The organism is Prosthecobacter sp., from assembly GCF_020439865.1.
GTDB lineage: Bacteria > Verrucomicrobiota > Verrucomicrobiia > Verrucomicrobiales > Verrucomicrobiaceae > Prosthecobacter.
The window spans coordinates 1-16,932 of the sequence record NZ_JAGRPF010000221.1 but is presented as its reverse complement, the minus strand read 5'-3'; the positions used below and the strand labels follow the sequence as shown (position 1 = coordinate 16,932).

Below are 16,932 nucleotides of genomic sequence, written 5' to 3'. Positions count from 1 at the left end.
TTGTCTTCTTCTGTTCAAAATTCTCCCACCATGACACTCACTGGAAATCACCTCATTGCCGGCCGCGACGCGGCTCCTCAAGGCCATCTCTTTCACGCCTTCAACCCTTCAACCAGCGCCCAGCTTGAACCGGCGTTTGGCGACGCGACGCATGCGGAAGCAGACGAGGCGATGCGTGCTGCGGACGGTGCCTTTGACGCGCTGCGTTTCGCAACTCCGGAAACCCGCGCCTCGCTGCTGGATGCGATTGCCGATGAAATCACCGCCCTCGGCGATGCGCTTCTTGAACGCGCGCATGCGGAGTGTGCGCTGCCGATGGCGCGGCTCACCGGCGAGCGCGGTCGTGCGATCAGCCAGTGCAAGCTGTTCGCCTCGCTGATCCGTGAAGGCTCCTGGGCGAACGCCTGTGTGGACCATGCGATTCCCGATCGCCAACCGCTGCCAAAGCCGGACGTGCGACGCGTGATGCTGCCGATTGGTCCGGTAGTGGTCTTTGGCGCGAGCAATTTTCCCTTCGCCATCGGTGTGGTGGGCACGGACACGGTTTGTGCGCTGGCAGCAGGTTGCCCTGTCGTGGTCAAAGGCCATCCAGCGCATCCGGGGACCTGTGAGATGCTCGCGCGTGCGGTCTGGAAGGCTCTGCACAAAGTGGGTCTGCCGGCAGCTTGCTTCTCGCTCCTGCATGGCAAGGGCAACGACATCGGCACAACGTTGACCAAGCATCCGCTCACCCAGGCGGTGGCCTTCACAGGCTCGCTGCGCGGGGGGCGTGCGCTCATGGATGTGGCGGCGGCCCGTGCTCATCCGATTCCGGTTTACGCGGAGATGGGCTCGGTGAATCCGGTCTTTGTGCTGCCGGGGGCGCTCAAGGAACGCGCCTCGAAGATCGCGGAAGCCTATGTGGGTTCCGTGACGATGGGCGTGGGCCAGTTCTGCACGAATCCCGCCGTGGTGTTGGGCATGAAGGGCGCGGAATTGAACGAGTTCATCAGCAGCGCAGGAACGCTGGCCGGTAAAGTGGCGCCGCAGACGATGCTGCATCGCGGCATCTGCGAGGCCTATGATGCAGGCACCGCCGTGTGGCAGACCATCAGTGGCCTGCAGTTGATCGGGCAGTCAGAGACCCCTCCCAGCGAGACCGCCTCCCAGGCTGCCTGTCGTATTTTCACCACCACGGTTGACGTGCTGGAGTCTAATGAAGAATTGCGCCGCGAGGTGTTTGGTCCGTGTTCGATCATCACGCAATGCACGAGCCTCGAAGACATGCTGCGCTACGCCAACAGTCTCGAAGGTCAGCTCACGGCCACCCTGCATGGCACCGAGCAGGATCTGCGCGACTTTGCACCGCTCGTTCGCGTGTTGGAACGCAAGGTTGGCCGCATCATCTTCAATGGATTCCCCACGGGCATCGAAGTCTGCCCGTCGATGCATCACGGCGGTCCCTATCCGGCCGCGAGCCACAGCTTCTTCACCAGCATCGGCACCGGTAGCATTTACCGCTTTGTGCGTCCTGTCTGCTACCAGGGCTTCCCTGAAGAAGCGCTGCCTGAACTGCTGCAGGATGCCAATCCTCGCGGCGCAATGCGCATCGTGGATGGAGAGATGAAGCGGTGAGGGGTGCACGGACTTTCGAGTCCATGTTTGATTGAGGTAGGCACGGACTGAAAAGTCCGTGCTTCCTAACGCTCCTTCTTCGTGTTCGACGGCGCGTTGAGGAACTTGCGCATGTCGTTGAAGATGCTGTCCGGGCCTTCCTGCTGCTGGGCATGGGTGCGGACGCCTTCGAACCATTCCCGCGTGCTGGGCGCGTGCGCTTTCGCGACGGCGAGGAGGAGTTCGAGGGTTATCGGAACCGGCTGGCCGGTGTGGATGGCAGCGGAGAGAGCGAGTTCAGCAGCGCGGTCAAAGACCCACTTCAAATCGGCTCCCGAGAAGCCGTTGGTGGCCTCGATGAGTTCCGCGTTGTTGAATTCGGCGATCGGCTTGTCCTTGGCGAGAAGTTCGATGATTTGTGCACGCGCCGGAGCGTCCGGTGGCGGGACAAAGATAGCCTGATCAAAACGACCCGGGCGACGGAAGGCGGGATCGAGCGCCCATGGCTGGTTTGTTGCGCCAATGACTAGAATGCGCTGGTTTTCGCTACGGATGCCGTCCATCTCATGCAGAAACTGGTTCACCAGATTGCGCATCTGGCTCTCACGAATCTGGCGGCGGTCCATGGCGAGGGAGTCGATATCGTCAAAGACGAGCACGCAGGGCGCGTTGGCGCGCGCGGTTTCGAAGATCTGATGCAGATTGCGTTCGGTGCTGCCGAAATAGGGATCAAAAATCTCGTGCAGGCCGACGGAAAGGTAGTTGCAGGGCACCTCGCCTGCGACGGCGCGGAGGATGAGCGTTTTGCCACAGCCGGGCGGGCCGTAAATCAGGATGCCGCCGCCGGTTTTGCGTCCGTAGGCTTTGTACAAATCCGGGAATTGAAGCGGATAGGTGATCTTGAGGCGGATTTCTTCCTTCAATTCCTCCATGCCGCCGACATCGGCGAAGGTGACGTTGCCGCGTTCGGGGTCGCCGGGAGTGTAGAAGGTTTCAGGACGCCAGTCGTAGGGAGGATCGTCGAAGGGATCGTCGAAGAATTCATCCTGATCACCGCCATTGGAAACCGGCGCTTCCTGACTGGGAGGCTCGGGGGCCGGGGCAGGGGCTGTTTTGCGCGCATCACGTGCTGTGCGGCCCAGTTCACGCTCCAGCGCAGGGTCGCTCATCGTGCCGTCGATTTGCGCGGCACGGTCAAAGTGCTCGATCGCCTTGCTGCGATCGCCCTCGCTCAAATAGACGCGGCTGAGGAGCAGGTGGGCCTGGGCGTTGGTGGGTTCGAGGAAAATAACACGCTCAGCACGAACGGCCGCGCCGGACGTGTTTCCCTCCATGAACAGGACTTTGGCGATTCCAAGCATGGCATCGGTCTGATCCGGATCGAGGTCCAGTGCGCGTGTGAAAACTTCCCGTGCCTCGTCCAGATGGAGTTCTTCCAAACAGGCGCGTCCATAAAGCAACAGCAGCGAAAGATTGTTCGGTGACTGCGTCAGGGCGTCGCGGAGAGCGGAGGAGTTTGGCATGGTTTTAAGAGTGAGACAGCCGCAAGGACAATCCTGCTGAGATTTAAGAGCGCACAGAGCGTGCCGCCAATGATTTCTTGGCGCATGAAACTGGCATCCAAATCGTCGCAACAAACGATGCGTGCACGGTGCTTCCATGCACAACGTCGTGCATCAAATGCGGGACCGCGAATGCGCAGCGGATTCCGCTACCACTTCTTTTTGAAGCCACCGCCGCCGAAGCGGTTGCCACCACCAAAGGGGCGCTTGGGAGGGCCGCCATAGCCGCCGCCAGCATCTTCACGACGCGGGCCTTCATCGCCACCATAACCGGGGCTGGGACCTTCGCCTTCGCGTTTCTGCCAGGGTTTGCTGCCGAAGCCGGGCTTCTTAAAGCCGCCGCCTCCACCGCCCTGATAACCACCGCCGAAGCCGGGTTTCTTGAATCCACCGCCGCCGTAGCCTTTGAAACCACCACCGCCGCCACCGTAGCCGCCTTTGTTAAAGCCACCGCCGAAGCCGGGCTTCTTGAATCCGCCACCGCCACCGAAGCGCTTTGGACGAACGCCGCTGATGTCATCGGGACGATCGGCGAAGTCCATGCGAACGTCGCGCCCGCGCAGTGCCGCGCCTTTCACGCCTTCGAGGACGGCCTCGACGGAGTCGTCCGGCACTTCAACAAAGCTGCACTTCTCGAGCACGTCGATGGCGCCGATGCTGCCGGGACGGAGATCTTGAATAGTGTTGTAGAGCATGCCGGCAATGTCCTGTGGGCGCACCTGGTCCATGCCGCCGACATTGATGAACAGACGCACCATGCCGGAGCGCGGGCCTTTTTGGACGTAGCTGCTCTGTCTCTTTGGCAGCGGGCGTTCGTCGTCGGAGGTGTCGTATTCGTTGTCGAACTTGGCTGGTGCGGGTCTTGGAGCCGGGGCAGGGGCGGCTTCAGTGGCTTGATGATTGGTCGGACCGGCATCTTCTTCCACAGCCGGTACGCTCGTGGCGGATTCAGCCGAAGGAGTGGAAGCTTCAGCGGTCACCGCATCTGCGTTGGGCGTTTCCGCCACTGTGGTTTCGGTGCTGATGGGTGCTTCCGATGCAGCGGGCTGTTCCTGAGCCGGAGCTTCCACTTGAGGTGCAGGAGCAGCGGGCGCTGGTGTTTCGGCAACCTGAACCGGAGCGGCTGGTGCTGGCGTGGCTGAACGACCTTCCACAGCCTGCGGGCGTGGCTTGAACTCACGCTGGGGAGCTTCGTATCGTTTTGCCGTGCGATCTTCGACGATTTGCTCGGTCTCGCGGACCTGATCCTTCATGAGAAGATCCATCAGGGCGCTGGCGATCTCGGTGGCGGTGAATCCGGCGTCCAGCAGTCGCTGAATGCTGTGCTCGTGGGAGGTGTAGCTGGCGGATTCGAGCACGGCTTTGACCTTCTCAAAGGTCTTGTCCACGCGTGTGGCTTCGAGCTCTTCCTGCGAAGGCACGCGGGCGCGTTCGACACGGATGTTGATGAAGCGTTGGATGCGCTGCATCAGATAGATCTCGCGACCGGCGACGAGGCTGACAGCCTTGCCTTTGCGACCGGCACGACCGGTACGTCCGATGCGGTGGACGTAGTCTTCAGCGTCGTAGGGCAGCTCCAGATTAACGATGAGGTCGATGTCATTGACGTCAAGACCACGGGCGGCCACGTCAGTGGCGACAAGCACTTCGACGTTGCCGTTGCGGAAGTTGCGCATCACGCGCTCACGCATGGTCTGATTGATGTCGCCATGGAGGCGGTCGGCGGCGTAACCGCGGGCCACGAGGGCATCGGTAGCGTCATCGACGGCACGTTTGGTGTTCGCGAAGACAATCGTGAGACGTGGAGCCTCGATGTCGATCACGCGGCATAGGACCTCGAGCTTCGAGCGGCCCTGTACTTCGTAGTAGCGCTGCTCGATGGTGGAAACCGTCAGCGCTTTCTGCTGAATGGTGATCGTGGCGGCGTTCCGCGTGTAGTTTTCGACGAGACGGCGGATGCGCGGTTCGAAGGTGGCGGAGAAGAAGATCGTCTGGCGTTCTTCCGGCACGGCAGCCATGAGGCGGTCGATGTCCTCGGCGAAGCCCATGTCGAGCATTTCGTCGGCTTCGTCGAACACGAGGGCCTTGAGTCCATCGAATTTGATGAGGCCGCGCTCCATGAAGTCGAGAATACGTCCGGGGGTGCCGACGACGATTTGGGACCCGCTTTGCAGGGCACGAATCTGGCGATCATAGGAGGCACCACCGTAAACCGGCGTGGCGCGCACGCCTTCCTTGAAGCTGGCCAGCTTGTGGATCTCCGCGCAGACCTGCATGGCGAGCTCACGGGTGGGACAGAGGATCAGGGCCTGGACGTGGCGCTTCGAGCCATCAACACCTTGGACCACAGGAATGCCAAAGGCCATGGTCTTGCCGGAGCCGGTCTGGCTTTGGCCCACGACATCACGTCCGGTCAAGGCCACGGGAATGGCCTCAGCCTGGATGGGCGAGGGTTGCTCGAATCCGAGAGATTTGACGGCTTCGAGAAGCTCAGGGGCGATTCCCAGTTCTGGGAAGGTGTGTGTACTCATAAAACGGTCCCCCGGGGGTTTTGAGGGCGGCCATAGTCCCATCAATAGGGGAGATAGCAAGGTCTTTGATCGAAGAGGCACCCCGTGGACCTTCGCCAGAAAAAAGCCGCTCATCACGATGGACGACTGCAAAAGACCCCCTAGAATCGCGTTTCCTTCAGTCACCAACCCGCGGGTCCTCCGTGCCCGCATCCAACCATGTCAACCGCCACAGCCTCTGCTCCCGCCTCGTCTGCCCCGTCTAGTACCCTGCGCAACGCCGTCATCCGCCTCGCTGGAAATTCTCAGGACGGCATCCAATCCATCGGAGGATTCCTCGCGCGCCTCGCAGGCCGCACCCAGCACGATGTGATGACTTACATGACGATTCCGTCCACAATCTCGGGCGGTCCGTCCATTTTCCAGCTTCACCTCGGTTCCGGGCATGTGCTTACCGCAGGCGATGAAGCAGACGTTCTGGTGGCCTTTTATCAGCACAGCTACGACAGCCACATTGGATCCCTCCGTGAAGGCGGCATCTGTTTGTATGAGAGCGCCGAAGTGACCGAGTTCAAAAATGAGCGCGGCATTCATCACATCGGCATTCCGTTCACCGCCGCCACCATCGAGGCCATCGGCGGCAGTGCCCGTGACCGCGGCAAGAACATGTTCGTGCTCGGTCTGCTCTGCGCTGTGTATCAGCTCGATCGTGACAAGCTCGCAGGCATCGTGGAGCGTCAGTTCGGCAAGAAGGATGAAAGCGTGCTGCGCAACGCGATGCTGGCCTTTGATGCCGGTTACGCTTATCCTGTCGGCGACATCGGCACCTTCATTTTTGAGGAAGGCGAACACAAGGACGAGCATCGTCTCAGCACCGACGGCAACACGCTGATGTCCATGGGACTGATCGCCGCAGGCGTGCGCTACGGCTCCGCTTATCCGATCACGCCCTGGTCGAGCATCATGGAAACGCTGCGCAGCGAACTGCCCAAGTATGGCGGCATCTACGTGCAGGCGGAGGACGAACTCGCCGCTGTTGCCATGACCATTGGTGCCGCTTATGCCGGCCATCTCGCCGTCACCGGCAGTGCAGGCCCAGGCCTCAGCTTGAAGATGGAAGCGCTCAGCTATGCCAGCATGGCGGAGATCCCGCTCATCGTCATCAATGTCCAGCGCGGCGGACCCTCCACCGGCCTTCCTACGAGCGTCGAGCAGTCCGACCTGCTTCAGGCGATCTACGGCAGTCACGGTGACTGCCCGCGCATCGTGCTCGCTCCGCAGGACGTGGAAGACTGCTTCTACATCGCGCTCGAAGCTGGCAGGCTTGCGCGGGAGTATTCCTGCCCGGTCATCATTCTCAGTGACCAGGCGCTCAGCAGCCGTATCGAGGCCTTCACCGAGCCGGATCTCGACAAATGCTGGGTGGAACCCGGACTGGATCTGTCCGATCGCGGGGCTGACTTCAAACCGTACCCGCTCGACAAGATCACGCGTCATGCGCCTCCCGGCACCAAGATTGCAGGCAAGTATCCTCACGTCTCCGGTCTCGAGCACGACGAATACGGCCATCCGTCCGGCAGTCCGAAGATGCACACCGCGATGACGGCCAAACGCCGCAACAAGCTCATCGACTTGAGCAAGAGTCTTCCGCTGCCCGAGATCTACGGCGACCAGGAAGGCGATGTGCTTCTCATTGGATGGGGCAGCACCTACGGCCCGATCAAGGAGAGCGTGGAGCGTTTGCGTGCCGAAGGCCACAAGGTCGGAGCGGCTCACATCCGCCACCTGCACCCGATGCCCGCCGGGCTCGACCGTTTGTGGGCCAAGTTCAAGAAAGTCGTGGTCGTCGAGATGAACGACTACGGCGTGTATGGCCATGGCCAGCTCGCCATGCTGCTCCGCGCGGCCTACGCCGAGCCAAAGATCCAGTCAGTCTGCAAGACCGACGGCCTTGCCTATCGCATCCGTGAAATCGTCACCGGCGTGGAAAAAGTCATGGCCGCGAACTGATTCACCTCCCCGTTCTCTCCAACCCTTTTTGCATCCCACCATCATGTCCTCCACCACTCTGGAAGCCCCCGCCGCAGTCCCTGCCGACGGCAAACTCACGAAAAAAATCCTCACCGCCGATCATCCGACGTGGTGCCCCGGCTGCGGCGATTTCGCCGTGCTCGCCGCCTTTTACAAGGTGCTCGAAAAGCTCCAATACCCGCACGAAAAGATCGTCTGCGTCGCAGGCATCGGCTGCTCCTCGCGCTTCCCGTATTTCGTGAACAGCCACGGCATTCACTTCATCCACGGCCGTGCGCTTCCTCTTGCCACGGGCATCTCGCTCAGCCGTCCTGACGTGCATGTGTTTGTCTTCGGCGGTGACGGTGACGGCTTCTCCATCGGCGGCAATCACCTCAATCATGCGGCCCGCAAAAACATCAAGCTGACCTACGTCATCATGGACAACTACGTCTATGGTCTGACGAAGAAGCAGACCAGCCCGACCAGCCCGCAGGGATTCAAGTCCAAGACGGACCCGACCGGCGCCATCGACCGTCCGATCAATCCGATGAAGCAGCTTCTCGCCAGCGGCGCGACCTTCATCGCCCGCACGCATGCGGCGCAGGTGAAGCACATGATGGACGTCTTCGAACGTGCGATCAAACACGACGGATTCAGCGTCGTTGAGTGCTTGAGCGAATGCGTGATGTTCTACGAAGGTTCCTTCGATGACAGCACCCCGCGCAAAGGCGGCGTGTATGACATCATCGACGAAACTCAGCACGACACCAAGGATGACGTGGCCGCCTTCAAAATGGCCGACCTGCCCTCCCCTGGAAAGTTTGGCGTCTACTACGAAGTCGATCGCCCGACCAAGAACGCCATGGAGCAGAAGTGGATCGACGGTACGCAGGCCAAGCTGGGAGGACTGTCCCAGAAGGAGGTCCTCAAAAAGCGCCTCGAAATGATGCGCTGATTCCGCCTCGATCGTTCAAACAGCAATAAATCTGTGGAAAGCCGGCGTTCGTCGGCTTTTCATGTTTCATGCGCATTCACACGCTTGATCTTGGTTTCCTTGGGGTCCCGGGGCTTATCGCCGCTTACTTGGTTGAGAGTGGAGGCGAGTACGCCCTGATCGAAACCGGTCCGGGATCAACGCTGGAAACACTGCGCAGCGCCATTCGGGATGCGGGTGTCGATGAATCAGTCATCAAGAAAGTTTTTGTGACGCACATCCACCTCGACCACGCCGGCGCTGCGGGGTGGTGGGCGCAGATTGGTGCCACCATCTACTGTCATCCGAACGCTGCGCGTCACCTGATCGATCCCAGCAAACTGATGGCAAGCGCACGCATGGTGTATGGCGATCAGACGGATGCCTTGTGGGGCTGCATGCTGCCGGCGCCGGCCGGATTGGTCATCCCCCTGCAGGACGAAGAACGGGTGAAGTTCGGCGATGTGGAGGTCGTGGCTTGGAACACACCCGGCCATGCGCGCCATCATCACGCTTTCGTCATAGGCGATGTGTGCTTCACCGGCGATGTGGCCGGTGCACGTCTCGAGAATAACCACTACATCTCCGTAACCGCAGCTCCGCCGCAGTTCGATCCGGACGCGTACATCCATTCGGTGGATCGCCTGGCCGCCGCTGGCTTCAAGTCGCTCTACCTTACACATTATGGACGCGTGGACGACGTGGAGTGGCATCTTGCCACCTACCGAGCGCGCATCAACGAAGTCTATGCGCGCGTCGCCGCAGATTATCGTTCGGGTGTCAGCGAGGAGGATAATCGCCGACGCTATGCGGCCGACGAGCACGAGATCGCCATGCGGGCCGGGGGCGATGAGGCTCTCTGGCAAAAGTGCGAGAGCGCCAATCTCACTGCCATGTGCGCCGATGGCGTGCGATTGTTCTGCGAAAAAGGAAGATGAGCGCCACCAGAGCCGGAAACACCGGCCAGAACGGCCATTGCACCTGTTGGTTCGATGTCTGTGCGGGTTTCTTCTCCGCCTCCTGAACGAACGGGTCGTCAGCAAAGCCGGTGTCGTAAAGATACTCGGGCTCCTGAACACTGAACGGCACCTCTTCGATCTGTCCGTCCTGCTCGTAGATTCCGCGGATCGTCTGCATGGGGCCCGTCTGTTCGAAGATCTCAAAGCCGATCCAAAAGTCCTCCAGCAGGCGGTCTGTGATGCTATGAGTGAAGGTCACATCCACATTCCTTGCCGCATACTCGTATTCCGACATCGGTGGAGTTTTCATCGGGTCCGGCCAGAGATATTCAAACCGCGCCTGCCTGCCCAGCGCCGCCTTCTGCTGGTTGATCTCAAACTGAATGTGCTGGTTCAAATACTCGACGATCGCAAGCTGTGCCGCGTCCAGTTCAGTCATGCTGAGACTGCCGTCCCGGTTGGCATCAATGCCTACGAAGCGCGTCAGGGTGAGGATGTTGAACGTCAGCCGGATCTCCAATTGGTGCGGCGATGGGCGTACGCGCATCTCGCTTTGATCAGCTGGATGGGCGCACGCGGAATGACAAATGAGCAATGACAGAATGACGAATGAGGGAAGCAACGCGCACTTCATGCAGTCATTCGTCATTGATGCGCTGCGCTTCCCTTCGGGCTGCCAACGGCAGTCTGTCTCGCCACGCTCGGCTCGCCATTCTGGTTTCGTCATTTCACGTTCATTCCAACGTGATCCACATCGGCGAGACCCACACAAGCTCGCCGTTCGTCTGCTCACCGCGGAAGTAGTAGTAGCTGGTTTTGCCTTTGTCGGGCTTGGGATCGGTCCAGGTGATGTTGATCTCTTTTTCCTTCGGCGCTTCGATGGGAATTTCGACGTTGTCTTTGATCATCGTGACCTTCTCGAACGGCATCGTGCCGATCAGCTTCAGCGTGATCGTGGGCGCGCCTTGGACGCTGAATTCGTCGCCCATCATGCGCTCCTTGCCATCGGCGGCGGTGCAGCGGCTGTCAGCGATGATGTTGTCGGTGGCGCCGTAGGTGTGGCGCTTCTGCATGGCCTTGAGGATGCCCTCGCGATTGTATTCCTCGGCATAGACCATCGCGTAGCTGATGTGCGTACTGCCGTGGTCGCTGCTGCTCTGGAAACTGAACTTGTAGCCTTTGGCGAAGGCGTTGCAGATGAAGCCGGCGGGTTCCCAGCCGCCGATGGCATCTTCCTTAGTGGGGCAGCGCGGGCAGCCTGGGTATTCGTAGTTCTGGCGGGCGCCTTGATACACTTCGACCATCGGCTCGACGACCGGATCCCAGTTGCGCCAGTCGGTACCCATCGTGCCCACGCTCGTGTGGCTGGCGCAGACACCGTTGAACTTGTGCAGATACTTGTAGAGCATGCTCGTGTCCGGCGCGGGTTCAAACACGCGTGGATCGCTGATCGGCAGGCGGGGCAGGGTGCGCACACCGCGCTGGGCGAAGACAACATTGCGATGGCCTTCCGGATAGCTCACGCTGCGCTCGTAGCTAAACATCGGCGTGAAGGCGCCCGGCAGCATGAAGGCGTCCGTCGTCTTCTGCGTGAGCCACCAGGTATATTCACGGCCGTTGCCGTTGTCGTGGTCGCCGTTGCCGATCCAGTCCATGGATGCGGCGTCGATGGCATAGCGCCACATGTCTTCCAGCGGACCGTCGCCGCCACCGTCGCCGCTGATCTCCGTGTGGCGATGGAATTCACCACGCAGGATGCGCAGTTCGGTGCCGTCCACCTTGGCGCGATAGCCACGGATGGCGGCGAGTTCGGCGCGTTCGGCCTGGGTTCGCTTGCTGGGTGCAGCGTCGGCGTTCGGCATTTCAGCGAGCGGCTGCAACTCCGCAGGTTTCACTTCGCCGGTCATCGTGAGACGGCTGAAATACACATCGTTGTCGAAGGGATCCTTGCTCGCATCCAGCGCGGCGTTGCCGCCTTTGCCACGCGGATCGCGCGCGCGGTTGAACTCGGCCATGCGGTCCATGCGATGGTCGCTGCTGTGGGCGATGAAGACGCTCTTCGGACCCGAGGCGACTGCGGGAAGGTTGTAGAGGAGACTGTCGCTGTGCGGAATGGTGATCGGTCCGACCCACTCGTCGCCTTCGAGATAAGCCGCCACGCTGCCCCAGGTGCTGCCGACAGGTCCGCGGAAACTGTTCAAGCGCGTGCGTGCGATGACCCACATGCGTCCTTCGGCATCGCATAGCAGGCGGCCGAGGTTGTTGTAAGTCTGCGGGCCAGTGGCCTCCGCATGCGCACCGGGCGCACCTTTGCGCAGCGCAGGTTGCAGGAAGGCGACGCCGTCGGCCTCCTCGGGATTCTTCGGCGGAGCTGGCGCCTGCTCATCGGCGCTCGCCTTCTTCTTGCCTTTGCCTTGTCGTGGGCCGCGGGCGGTCGCACCCGGAAGGGCATCGGCGATCTTGCCGACCGGTTCCATCAGTTCGCCATTCTTGACGACGACGAGGCCGATCTCACGGTTCTTGTACAAACCGATGCCGTCATTGCCATCGTAAGCGCCCCAGTCCTTGCCCCAGGTCGGCCCACTCTTCTCAAAGGCGATCCACAAAGCGCCTTCCTTGTCAAAGGACACCGAGGCACGTGCTTCGTAGTCGGGTGAGGTGGCGATGGGCTGCGGCTTGCCATCGCTGAAGGCCATCCAGATGTCGTAGTCACCCTTCGCATAGGTGTCCCACGCCACGGCAAAGCGGTTCTCGTGCGCGGCGATGGCGGGGTTCCAGCAGTTGCCGGCATTCTGCGAGATCGTCTTCGTTTCGCCCCACTGGCCGTTTTGCAGCGAGCGTGTCTGAATCGCAAAGAGTCCGTCCTTCGCGCCCATCCACGCCACCATGACCGTGCCATCTGCAGCGGTGGCGGCGACGGCGCAGAGATCGTTGCCTTTGGAATCCGAAAGCTTCGCCACATCGGCCAGTTTTCCGCCGGTGTAATGACGCGCGAAGACGTCGAAGTTGCCGTCCACGCGCTCGCTCCAGACGATCCACGCGCTGTCCTTGCCGTCGAGTGTGACGGACGATTTGTAGATGTCGCGTCCCGGTTCAGTCACCGCGATGCGCTCCTCCGTCCACGCATTGCCTTTGCGGGCATGAAGCCACAGTTGGTCGCCACCGGACGGCTTGGCGAGGAAGGAGAAATCCTCGGGCTCCGCCTCCAGACGTTTGGCGCGTTCATCGCGGTCAATCCCGGGCGTGTAGCTCTGATACACAAGGAACGAACCCTCCGCTCCGGCGGCCAGCGCCGGGAAATCATCATCCGTGCGCTCCTGCGACATCTGGCGCAGCGTGAAGGCGGTCTCGCGCACGGCCACGCGTCCGTCCATCAGCGGCAGCACCTCGCCGCGTTTCACATCGCCCACCTTGAAGCTCACCTTGCCCGGCGCGGTCGTCAGTTCGATCACGCTGTCCGCCGTCACTTCCTGCAGGCTCACATAGACGCCGTTTTCGAAGATGGGGCCCATCTGCTTCGCCATGCCGAGCTTCTTCGGATTGTTGCCGCGCGGCTTCACCGCGCCCTGCGGCGTGCGTGTGGAAGCCTTCCAGCCAGTCTTGTTCACGATGGCATCCTTCTGTTCAAAGCGATAGCCGGAGACACGCTTCACTTCGCCGGGAGAAACCGTGATGGAGCCGTCCCAGACGGTCGACTCCGTGTCACCGAGGCCAAATTGAATCAAAAGGCCTATGTCTGCCGCAGCGGCAAAACTACCAAGCAACGAGAGCGTGAGGAGGGTGTGTTTCATGGCTGGAAGGGGCGGTAACGAAGTCATTCTGCCAATCTCGCTTCTGAATGGGAAGAAGATTGTTTGAGGGGCGGGAGCATGCTTGATTTCCCTCATGGCACCTTCCCGCGCGCACCACGTCAGCATCTTTGGTCTCGGCTATGTCGGGGCGGTCACGGCGGGCTGTCTGGCGGAGCAGGGACATCACATCACCGGCGCCGACGTGCAGCAGGCGAAGGTGGATGCCTTCAAATCGGGCATCTCGCCGATCATCGAGCCGGAACTGGAGTCACTGCTGCAGGCTGCAAAGCGTGAAGGCCGACTGCATGCGACCACCGATGCCGCGGAAGCCGTCCAAACCTCGCAAGTCAGCATCATCTGTGTCGGCACACCCTCTCAGGCGGCGGGCAGACTCAATCTCGATTTCGTCCGCAATGTGTGCGCTCAGATCGCCGCGGCGATTCGTGAGAAGAAGCAGGCGCACACGATTCTTCTGCGCAGCACGATGCTTCCCGGCAGCACGCGTTCGATGGTGCGCGAGTTCTTTGCCGACCTCATCGAGTCCGGCCTGCTGAACGTTTATTGCTGTCCTGAATTCCTGCGCGAAGGCACGGCGGTGCGCGATTTTCGTGATCCCTCACTCGCCGCGGTCGGCACCCATGATGGGAAGGCCCCGGCGACAAACGAAGCGCTCGAACTCCTCGGGGCGAACGCACAGATCCTCGAATGGGAGGGCGCGGAGTTGCTCAAGTACTCCTGCAACTACTTCCACGCGCTCAAAGTCGGCTTTGCCAACGAGATCGGCCGCATGGCCAAGCATCTCGGTGTTGATGGCGCGCGCGTGATGGACGTCGTCTGCCACGACGAGCGGTTGAACATCTCACGCTACTATCTGCGGCCTGGCAATCCCTTCGGCGGCTCATGTTTGCCAAAAGATGTGAACGCGCTCAGCGGCCTGGCCCGCATCGAAGGCGTGAACCTGCCGTTGCTCGATCATGTCATTGCATCGAATCAGGCACACCTCGATGCCTTGCTGGAACAGATCACGTCGAAGGATTCGCGTCGCGTGGGTCTCCTCGGTCTCGCTTTCAAAGCCGATACCGATGACATGCGTGGCAGCGCGATGGTGTCCATCGCCGAGACGCTGCTCGGACGCGGCTACCAGCTCCGCATTTTCGATCCGTCGATCAATCTCACGCGTCTCATCGGTGCCAACGAGGCTGAAATCCAGCGTCGCATGCCGCATCTGGCGCAGTTGCTGTGCTCCAGCGCCGAGGAGGTCGTACGCGAGAGCGACGTAATCGTCGCCTCCCAGAAATGTGCGGACGTCGAGTCGCTGCGCAGGGTTGCCTGGGCAGGGAAGTCGGTCATCGACGTGAACGGATGGTCTGAACTGAAGTTACTGTCGTGGGCCTACGAAGGCGTCTGCTGGTGAGATTCGCGGGCTCTTTTTACTCCAAATAGTAAGCAGCTCGTTTTTTTTAATTGCGGTTTAGGGCGTGTCCCGATTGAATCCGCCCCGCTGGCCCGAAAATCTCTGGCAGCCATCGACATCATACCACACACCCATGAAGAAAACCGCGCTCACCCTCCTGTGTCTCGCCATTGGCATCGCCTCCGCCTCGGCTGATGCCATCATCAAGCAGTCTATGAAAAAGTATCACAAGCCCGACGACGCCATTGCCAAGAAGGTTGGCAAGGGCGAGGCAAGCGATGCTGAACTGGCCGAACTGCTCAAATCCTACGAGGAAATGAAGGGCGCCAAACCCTCCAAGGGCGACGCCGGTTCATGGGAGGAGAAGACCGCCGCGGTCATCGGCGCCCTGAAGAAAGTGCAGGCCAAGGAAGCGGCCGGCCCCGCTGAGTTCAAGAAGGCCATCGACTGCAAAGCCTGCCACAGCGTTCACAAGGGCAAGTAACCGCCTTTTCGATTCCGGGAGGCTCCGTCTGCAAAGGCGGAGCCTTCTGCATTTCTGATTCTTGCGCGATGCGCGTGTCTCGACATCATCCGATGACCATGCCAACCACCTATCACATCGTTCCCACCGAAGCTCACAACGAACTCGTCCGCGCCGCCTACCAGCATCGCGGCTACACGGCAGCCGAGGCGGCCGATGGAGCTCGGTTTTGCGAGATGGCCAGCGCGCATGGCATTCGCACGCACAACGCCATCAAGGCCCTGCATCTCGACCATCTTTACGGCAGCGGCACAGGCGGCTGCAAACCCGGCGCGGAGATTGAAGTCATCAAGAAACCCTTCGCCGCCAGCGAGGCCTGGGACGGCCGCTTGAAGCTCGGTCAAAGCGTCGCCTTCAGCGCCATGGAGCGCTGCATGGAGATGGCCGACAAATTCGGCATCGGCCAGGTCAGCGTGGACAACGCCTTCCATTATCTCTGGGGCGGCGGTTACGTCATGGACGCCGCGAAGAAGGGCTACATCGCCTACACGAACTGCACCTCCACGCTCGGCGAGGTCGTGCCCTTCGGCGGCAAGTTCCCCGTGCTCGGCACCAATCCGCACTCCTGGGGCCTGCCCACGCAGGACGCCTGCGGTTTCCCCGTCGTGATCGACTGGGCTACCTCCACCGTCGCCATGGGCCGCGTGCAGCAGCTCAAGCGCGAAGGCAAACCGCTGCCTCCCGGTGCTGCGGTCGACAAGGACGGCAAGCCCACCACCGACGCCAACGAAGCCGCGTGGCTGCTGCCCTTCGGTGCGCACAAAGGCTACGGCCTCTCCCTCCTCATCGAAATCATGGGCGGCATGATCGGCGGTGGTCTGCCGACCCTGCGCGGCGGCGGCGCGCATCCCGACATCAAATCGAAGCCATTCCCCGCCGGCGAGAAGCGCACCTCATCCTTCTACTTCCAAGTCATCCATCCTGATGCCATCAGCACCGGTCTGTTCTCCAACGGCCGCAGCTTCTCCGAAAACGTCAAGGCGGTGATCGACGACATCCTCGGTCACGGCAACGAGAACTGCATGCTCCCCGGCCAGCCCGAGGCGCAGAATGCCGCCCACACCGCCAAGGCCGGCGGCCTCCTCTTCAGCACCGCCGAAGTCGAAGCCCTCAACGAAATCGCCGACGAAATCGGCTCCCCCCGCTTCGACGTCGCGGCCCTCGGCACCTACGAGGTTCCTTAAAGCATCCGGCATCGCGAGGCGACGCCTCAGTTCGGCGTGGCTTCGCCGTGCGGGTAGCGGTAGTCGGCCTTGCCGTCGGTGGAGACTTGTTTCGTCGAGCCGTCCGCGAGCGAGTAGAGGAACAGCTTGCCTCCGGCGTGATAGACGATGGATGACTCACCTTTCGTGAAGCGTGGATAGGCGAACCACACCTTCTTTCCTTCCGCGTTCGCAAACGCTTTGAGGTTCGTGATCGTGCGCGTGCTCACGTCGAAGTCCGCGACGTAGAGCGTGCGGCCCGGAAACGCGTATTTGAAGCCGGTTTGATATTCGAAGCAGATCTTCGTCTCGCTCGGCGAGACACTGATGCGGTCGAGGATGCCCTTCGGCGCGAGTTCGCAGGTCACGCGTTAGAAATTGGGAATGCCGCC

Annotated in this window: 12 protein-coding genes; 7 read left to right on the top strand and 5 right to left on the bottom strand. The window is 61.0% G+C overall.

The genetic code is table 11. The features are described from left to right. Positions 1 to 30 precede the first annotated feature (30 nt). Positions 31 to 1,614, top strand: coding sequence for an aldehyde dehydrogenase (NADP(+)) (locus KDL09_RS23980; RefSeq protein WP_294391059.1), 1,584 nt, complete (start codon positions 31 to 33; stop codon positions 1,612 to 1,614). 65 nt (positions 1,615 to 1,679) lie between these two features. Here the strand turns inward: KDL09_RS23980 and KDL09_RS23975 are convergent, their stop codons facing one another. Then, entirely contained in the window at positions 1,680 to 3,116 is a 1,437-nt protein-coding gene (locus KDL09_RS23975; protein ID WP_294391054.1) for an AAA family ATPase, read from the bottom strand. Positions 3,117 to 3,304: 188 nt separating this feature from the next. After that, positions 3,305 to 5,686 carry a DEAD/DEAH box helicase gene (locus KDL09_RS23970; RefSeq protein ID WP_294391053.1) on the bottom strand — a complete coding sequence of 794 codons (2,382 nt, stop codon included), beginning with the start codon at positions 5,684 to 5,686 and terminating at the stop codon, positions 3,305 to 3,307. Between the two features lie 198 nt (positions 5,687 to 5,884). Here KDL09_RS23970 and KDL09_RS23965 point away from each other — a divergent pair, with 198 nt between their 5' ends. The 3 genes from KDL09_RS23965 to KDL09_RS23955 all read left to right on the top strand — a co-directional run bounded on the left by KDL09_RS23965 (position 5,885) and on the right by KDL09_RS23955 (position 9,589). Further along, positions 5,885 to 7,675 carry a 2-oxoacid:acceptor oxidoreductase subunit alpha gene (locus KDL09_RS23965; protein ID WP_294391051.1) on the top strand — a complete coding sequence of 597 codons (1,791 nt, stop codon included), beginning with the start codon at positions 5,885 to 5,887 and terminating at the stop codon, positions 7,673 to 7,675. Between the two features lie 43 nt (positions 7,676 to 7,718). Then, positions 7,719 to 8,633 (top strand): thiamine pyrophosphate-dependent enzyme, encoded by a 915-nt coding sequence (locus KDL09_RS23960; protein ID WP_294391048.1) that lies wholly within the window; start codon positions 7,719 to 7,721, stop codon positions 8,631 to 8,633. A gap of 68 nt (positions 8,634 to 8,701) precedes the next feature. Continuing rightward, a complete protein-coding gene (locus tag KDL09_RS23955) occupies positions 8,702 to 9,589 on the top strand; it encodes an MBL fold metallo-hydrolase (protein WP_294391045.1) in 888 nt (295 codons plus the stop codon). Here the strand turns inward: KDL09_RS23955 and KDL09_RS23950 are convergent. Both KDL09_RS23950 and KDL09_RS23945 read right to left on the bottom strand, forming a co-directional pair. After that, on the bottom strand, positions 9,537 to 10,049 hold the full coding sequence (locus tag KDL09_RS23950) for a hypothetical protein (RefSeq protein WP_294391042.1): 513 nt from the start codon (positions 10,047 to 10,049) through the stop codon (positions 9,537 to 9,539). The genes KDL09_RS23955 and KDL09_RS23950 overlap by 53 nt on opposite strands. Positions 10,050 to 10,344: 295 nt before the next feature. Next, the gene (locus tag KDL09_RS23945; protein WP_294391039.1) at positions 10,345 to 13,401 is read right to left on the bottom strand and encodes a DUF3604 domain-containing protein; all 3,057 of its coding nucleotides are present in this window, start codon (positions 13,399 to 13,401) and stop codon (positions 10,345 to 10,347) included. A gap of 94 nt (positions 13,402 to 13,495) precedes the next feature. Here KDL09_RS23945 and KDL09_RS23940 point away from each other — a divergent pair, with 94 nt between their 5' ends. The 3 genes from KDL09_RS23940 to KDL09_RS23930 all read left to right on the top strand — a co-directional run bounded on the left by KDL09_RS23940 (position 13,496) and on the right by KDL09_RS23930 (position 16,522). Next, positions 13,496 to 14,815: a nucleotide sugar dehydrogenase gene (locus tag KDL09_RS23940; RefSeq protein ID WP_294391035.1), complete on the top strand. Its 1,320-nt coding sequence runs from the start codon at positions 13,496 to 13,498 to the stop codon at positions 14,813 to 14,815. A 133-nt stretch (positions 14,816 to 14,948) separates the two neighbouring features. Next, on the top strand, positions 14,949 to 15,299 hold the full coding sequence (locus tag KDL09_RS23935; RefSeq protein ID WP_294391030.1) for a hypothetical protein: 351 nt from the start codon (positions 14,949 to 14,951) through the stop codon (positions 15,297 to 15,299). Positions 15,300 to 15,397: 98 nt separating this feature from the next. Then, positions 15,398 to 16,522 carry an Ldh family oxidoreductase gene (locus tag KDL09_RS23930; protein WP_294391027.1) on the top strand — a complete coding sequence of 375 codons (1,125 nt, stop codon included), beginning with the start codon at positions 15,398 to 15,400 and terminating at the stop codon, positions 16,520 to 16,522. 26 nt (positions 16,523 to 16,548) lie between these two features. Here the strand turns inward: KDL09_RS23930 and KDL09_RS23925 are convergent, their stop codons facing one another. Beyond that, positions 16,549 to 16,908 (bottom strand): hypothetical protein, encoded by a 360-nt coding sequence (locus KDL09_RS23925; RefSeq protein WP_294391025.1) that lies wholly within the window; start codon positions 16,906 to 16,908, stop codon positions 16,549 to 16,551. Between the last annotated feature and the right edge of the window lie 24 nt (positions 16,909 to 16,932).

Bases quoted from the DNA above. Each gene is read 5' to 3' on its own strand.
- KDL09_RS23980 (WP_294391059.1), top strand. From the start codon at position 31: ATGACACTCACTGGAAATCACCTCATTGCCGGCCGCGACGCGGCTCCT.
- KDL09_RS23975 (WP_294391054.1), bottom strand. From the start codon at position 3,116: ATGCCAAACTCCTCCGCTCTCCGCGACGCCCTGACGCAGTCACCGAAC.
- KDL09_RS23970 (WP_294391053.1), bottom strand. From the start codon at position 5,686: ATGAGTACACACACCTTCCCAGAACTGGGAATCGCCCCTGAGCTTCTC.
- KDL09_RS23965 (WP_294391051.1), top strand. From the start codon at position 5,885: ATGTCAACCGCCACAGCCTCTGCTCCCGCCTCGTCTGCCCCGTCTAGT.
- KDL09_RS23960 (WP_294391048.1), top strand. From the start codon at position 7,719: ATGTCCTCCACCACTCTGGAAGCCCCCGCCGCAGTCCCTGCCGACGGC.
- KDL09_RS23955 (WP_294391045.1), top strand. From the start codon at position 8,702: ATGCGCATTCACACGCTTGATCTTGGTTTCCTTGGGGTCCCGGGGCTT.
- KDL09_RS23950 (WP_294391042.1), bottom strand. From the start codon at position 10,049: ATGACTGAACTGGACGCGGCACAGCTTGCGATCGTCGAGTATTTGAAC.
- KDL09_RS23945 (WP_294391039.1), bottom strand. From the start codon at position 13,401: ATGAAACACACCCTCCTCACGCTCTCGTTGCTTGGTAGTTTTGCCGCT.
- KDL09_RS23940 (WP_294391035.1), top strand. From the start codon at position 13,496: ATGGCACCTTCCCGCGCGCACCACGTCAGCATCTTTGGTCTCGGCTAT.
- KDL09_RS23935 (WP_294391030.1), top strand. From the start codon at position 14,949: ATGAAGAAAACCGCGCTCACCCTCCTGTGTCTCGCCATTGGCATCGCC.
- KDL09_RS23930 (WP_294391027.1), top strand. From the start codon at position 15,398: ATGCCAACCACCTATCACATCGTTCCCACCGAAGCTCACAACGAACTC.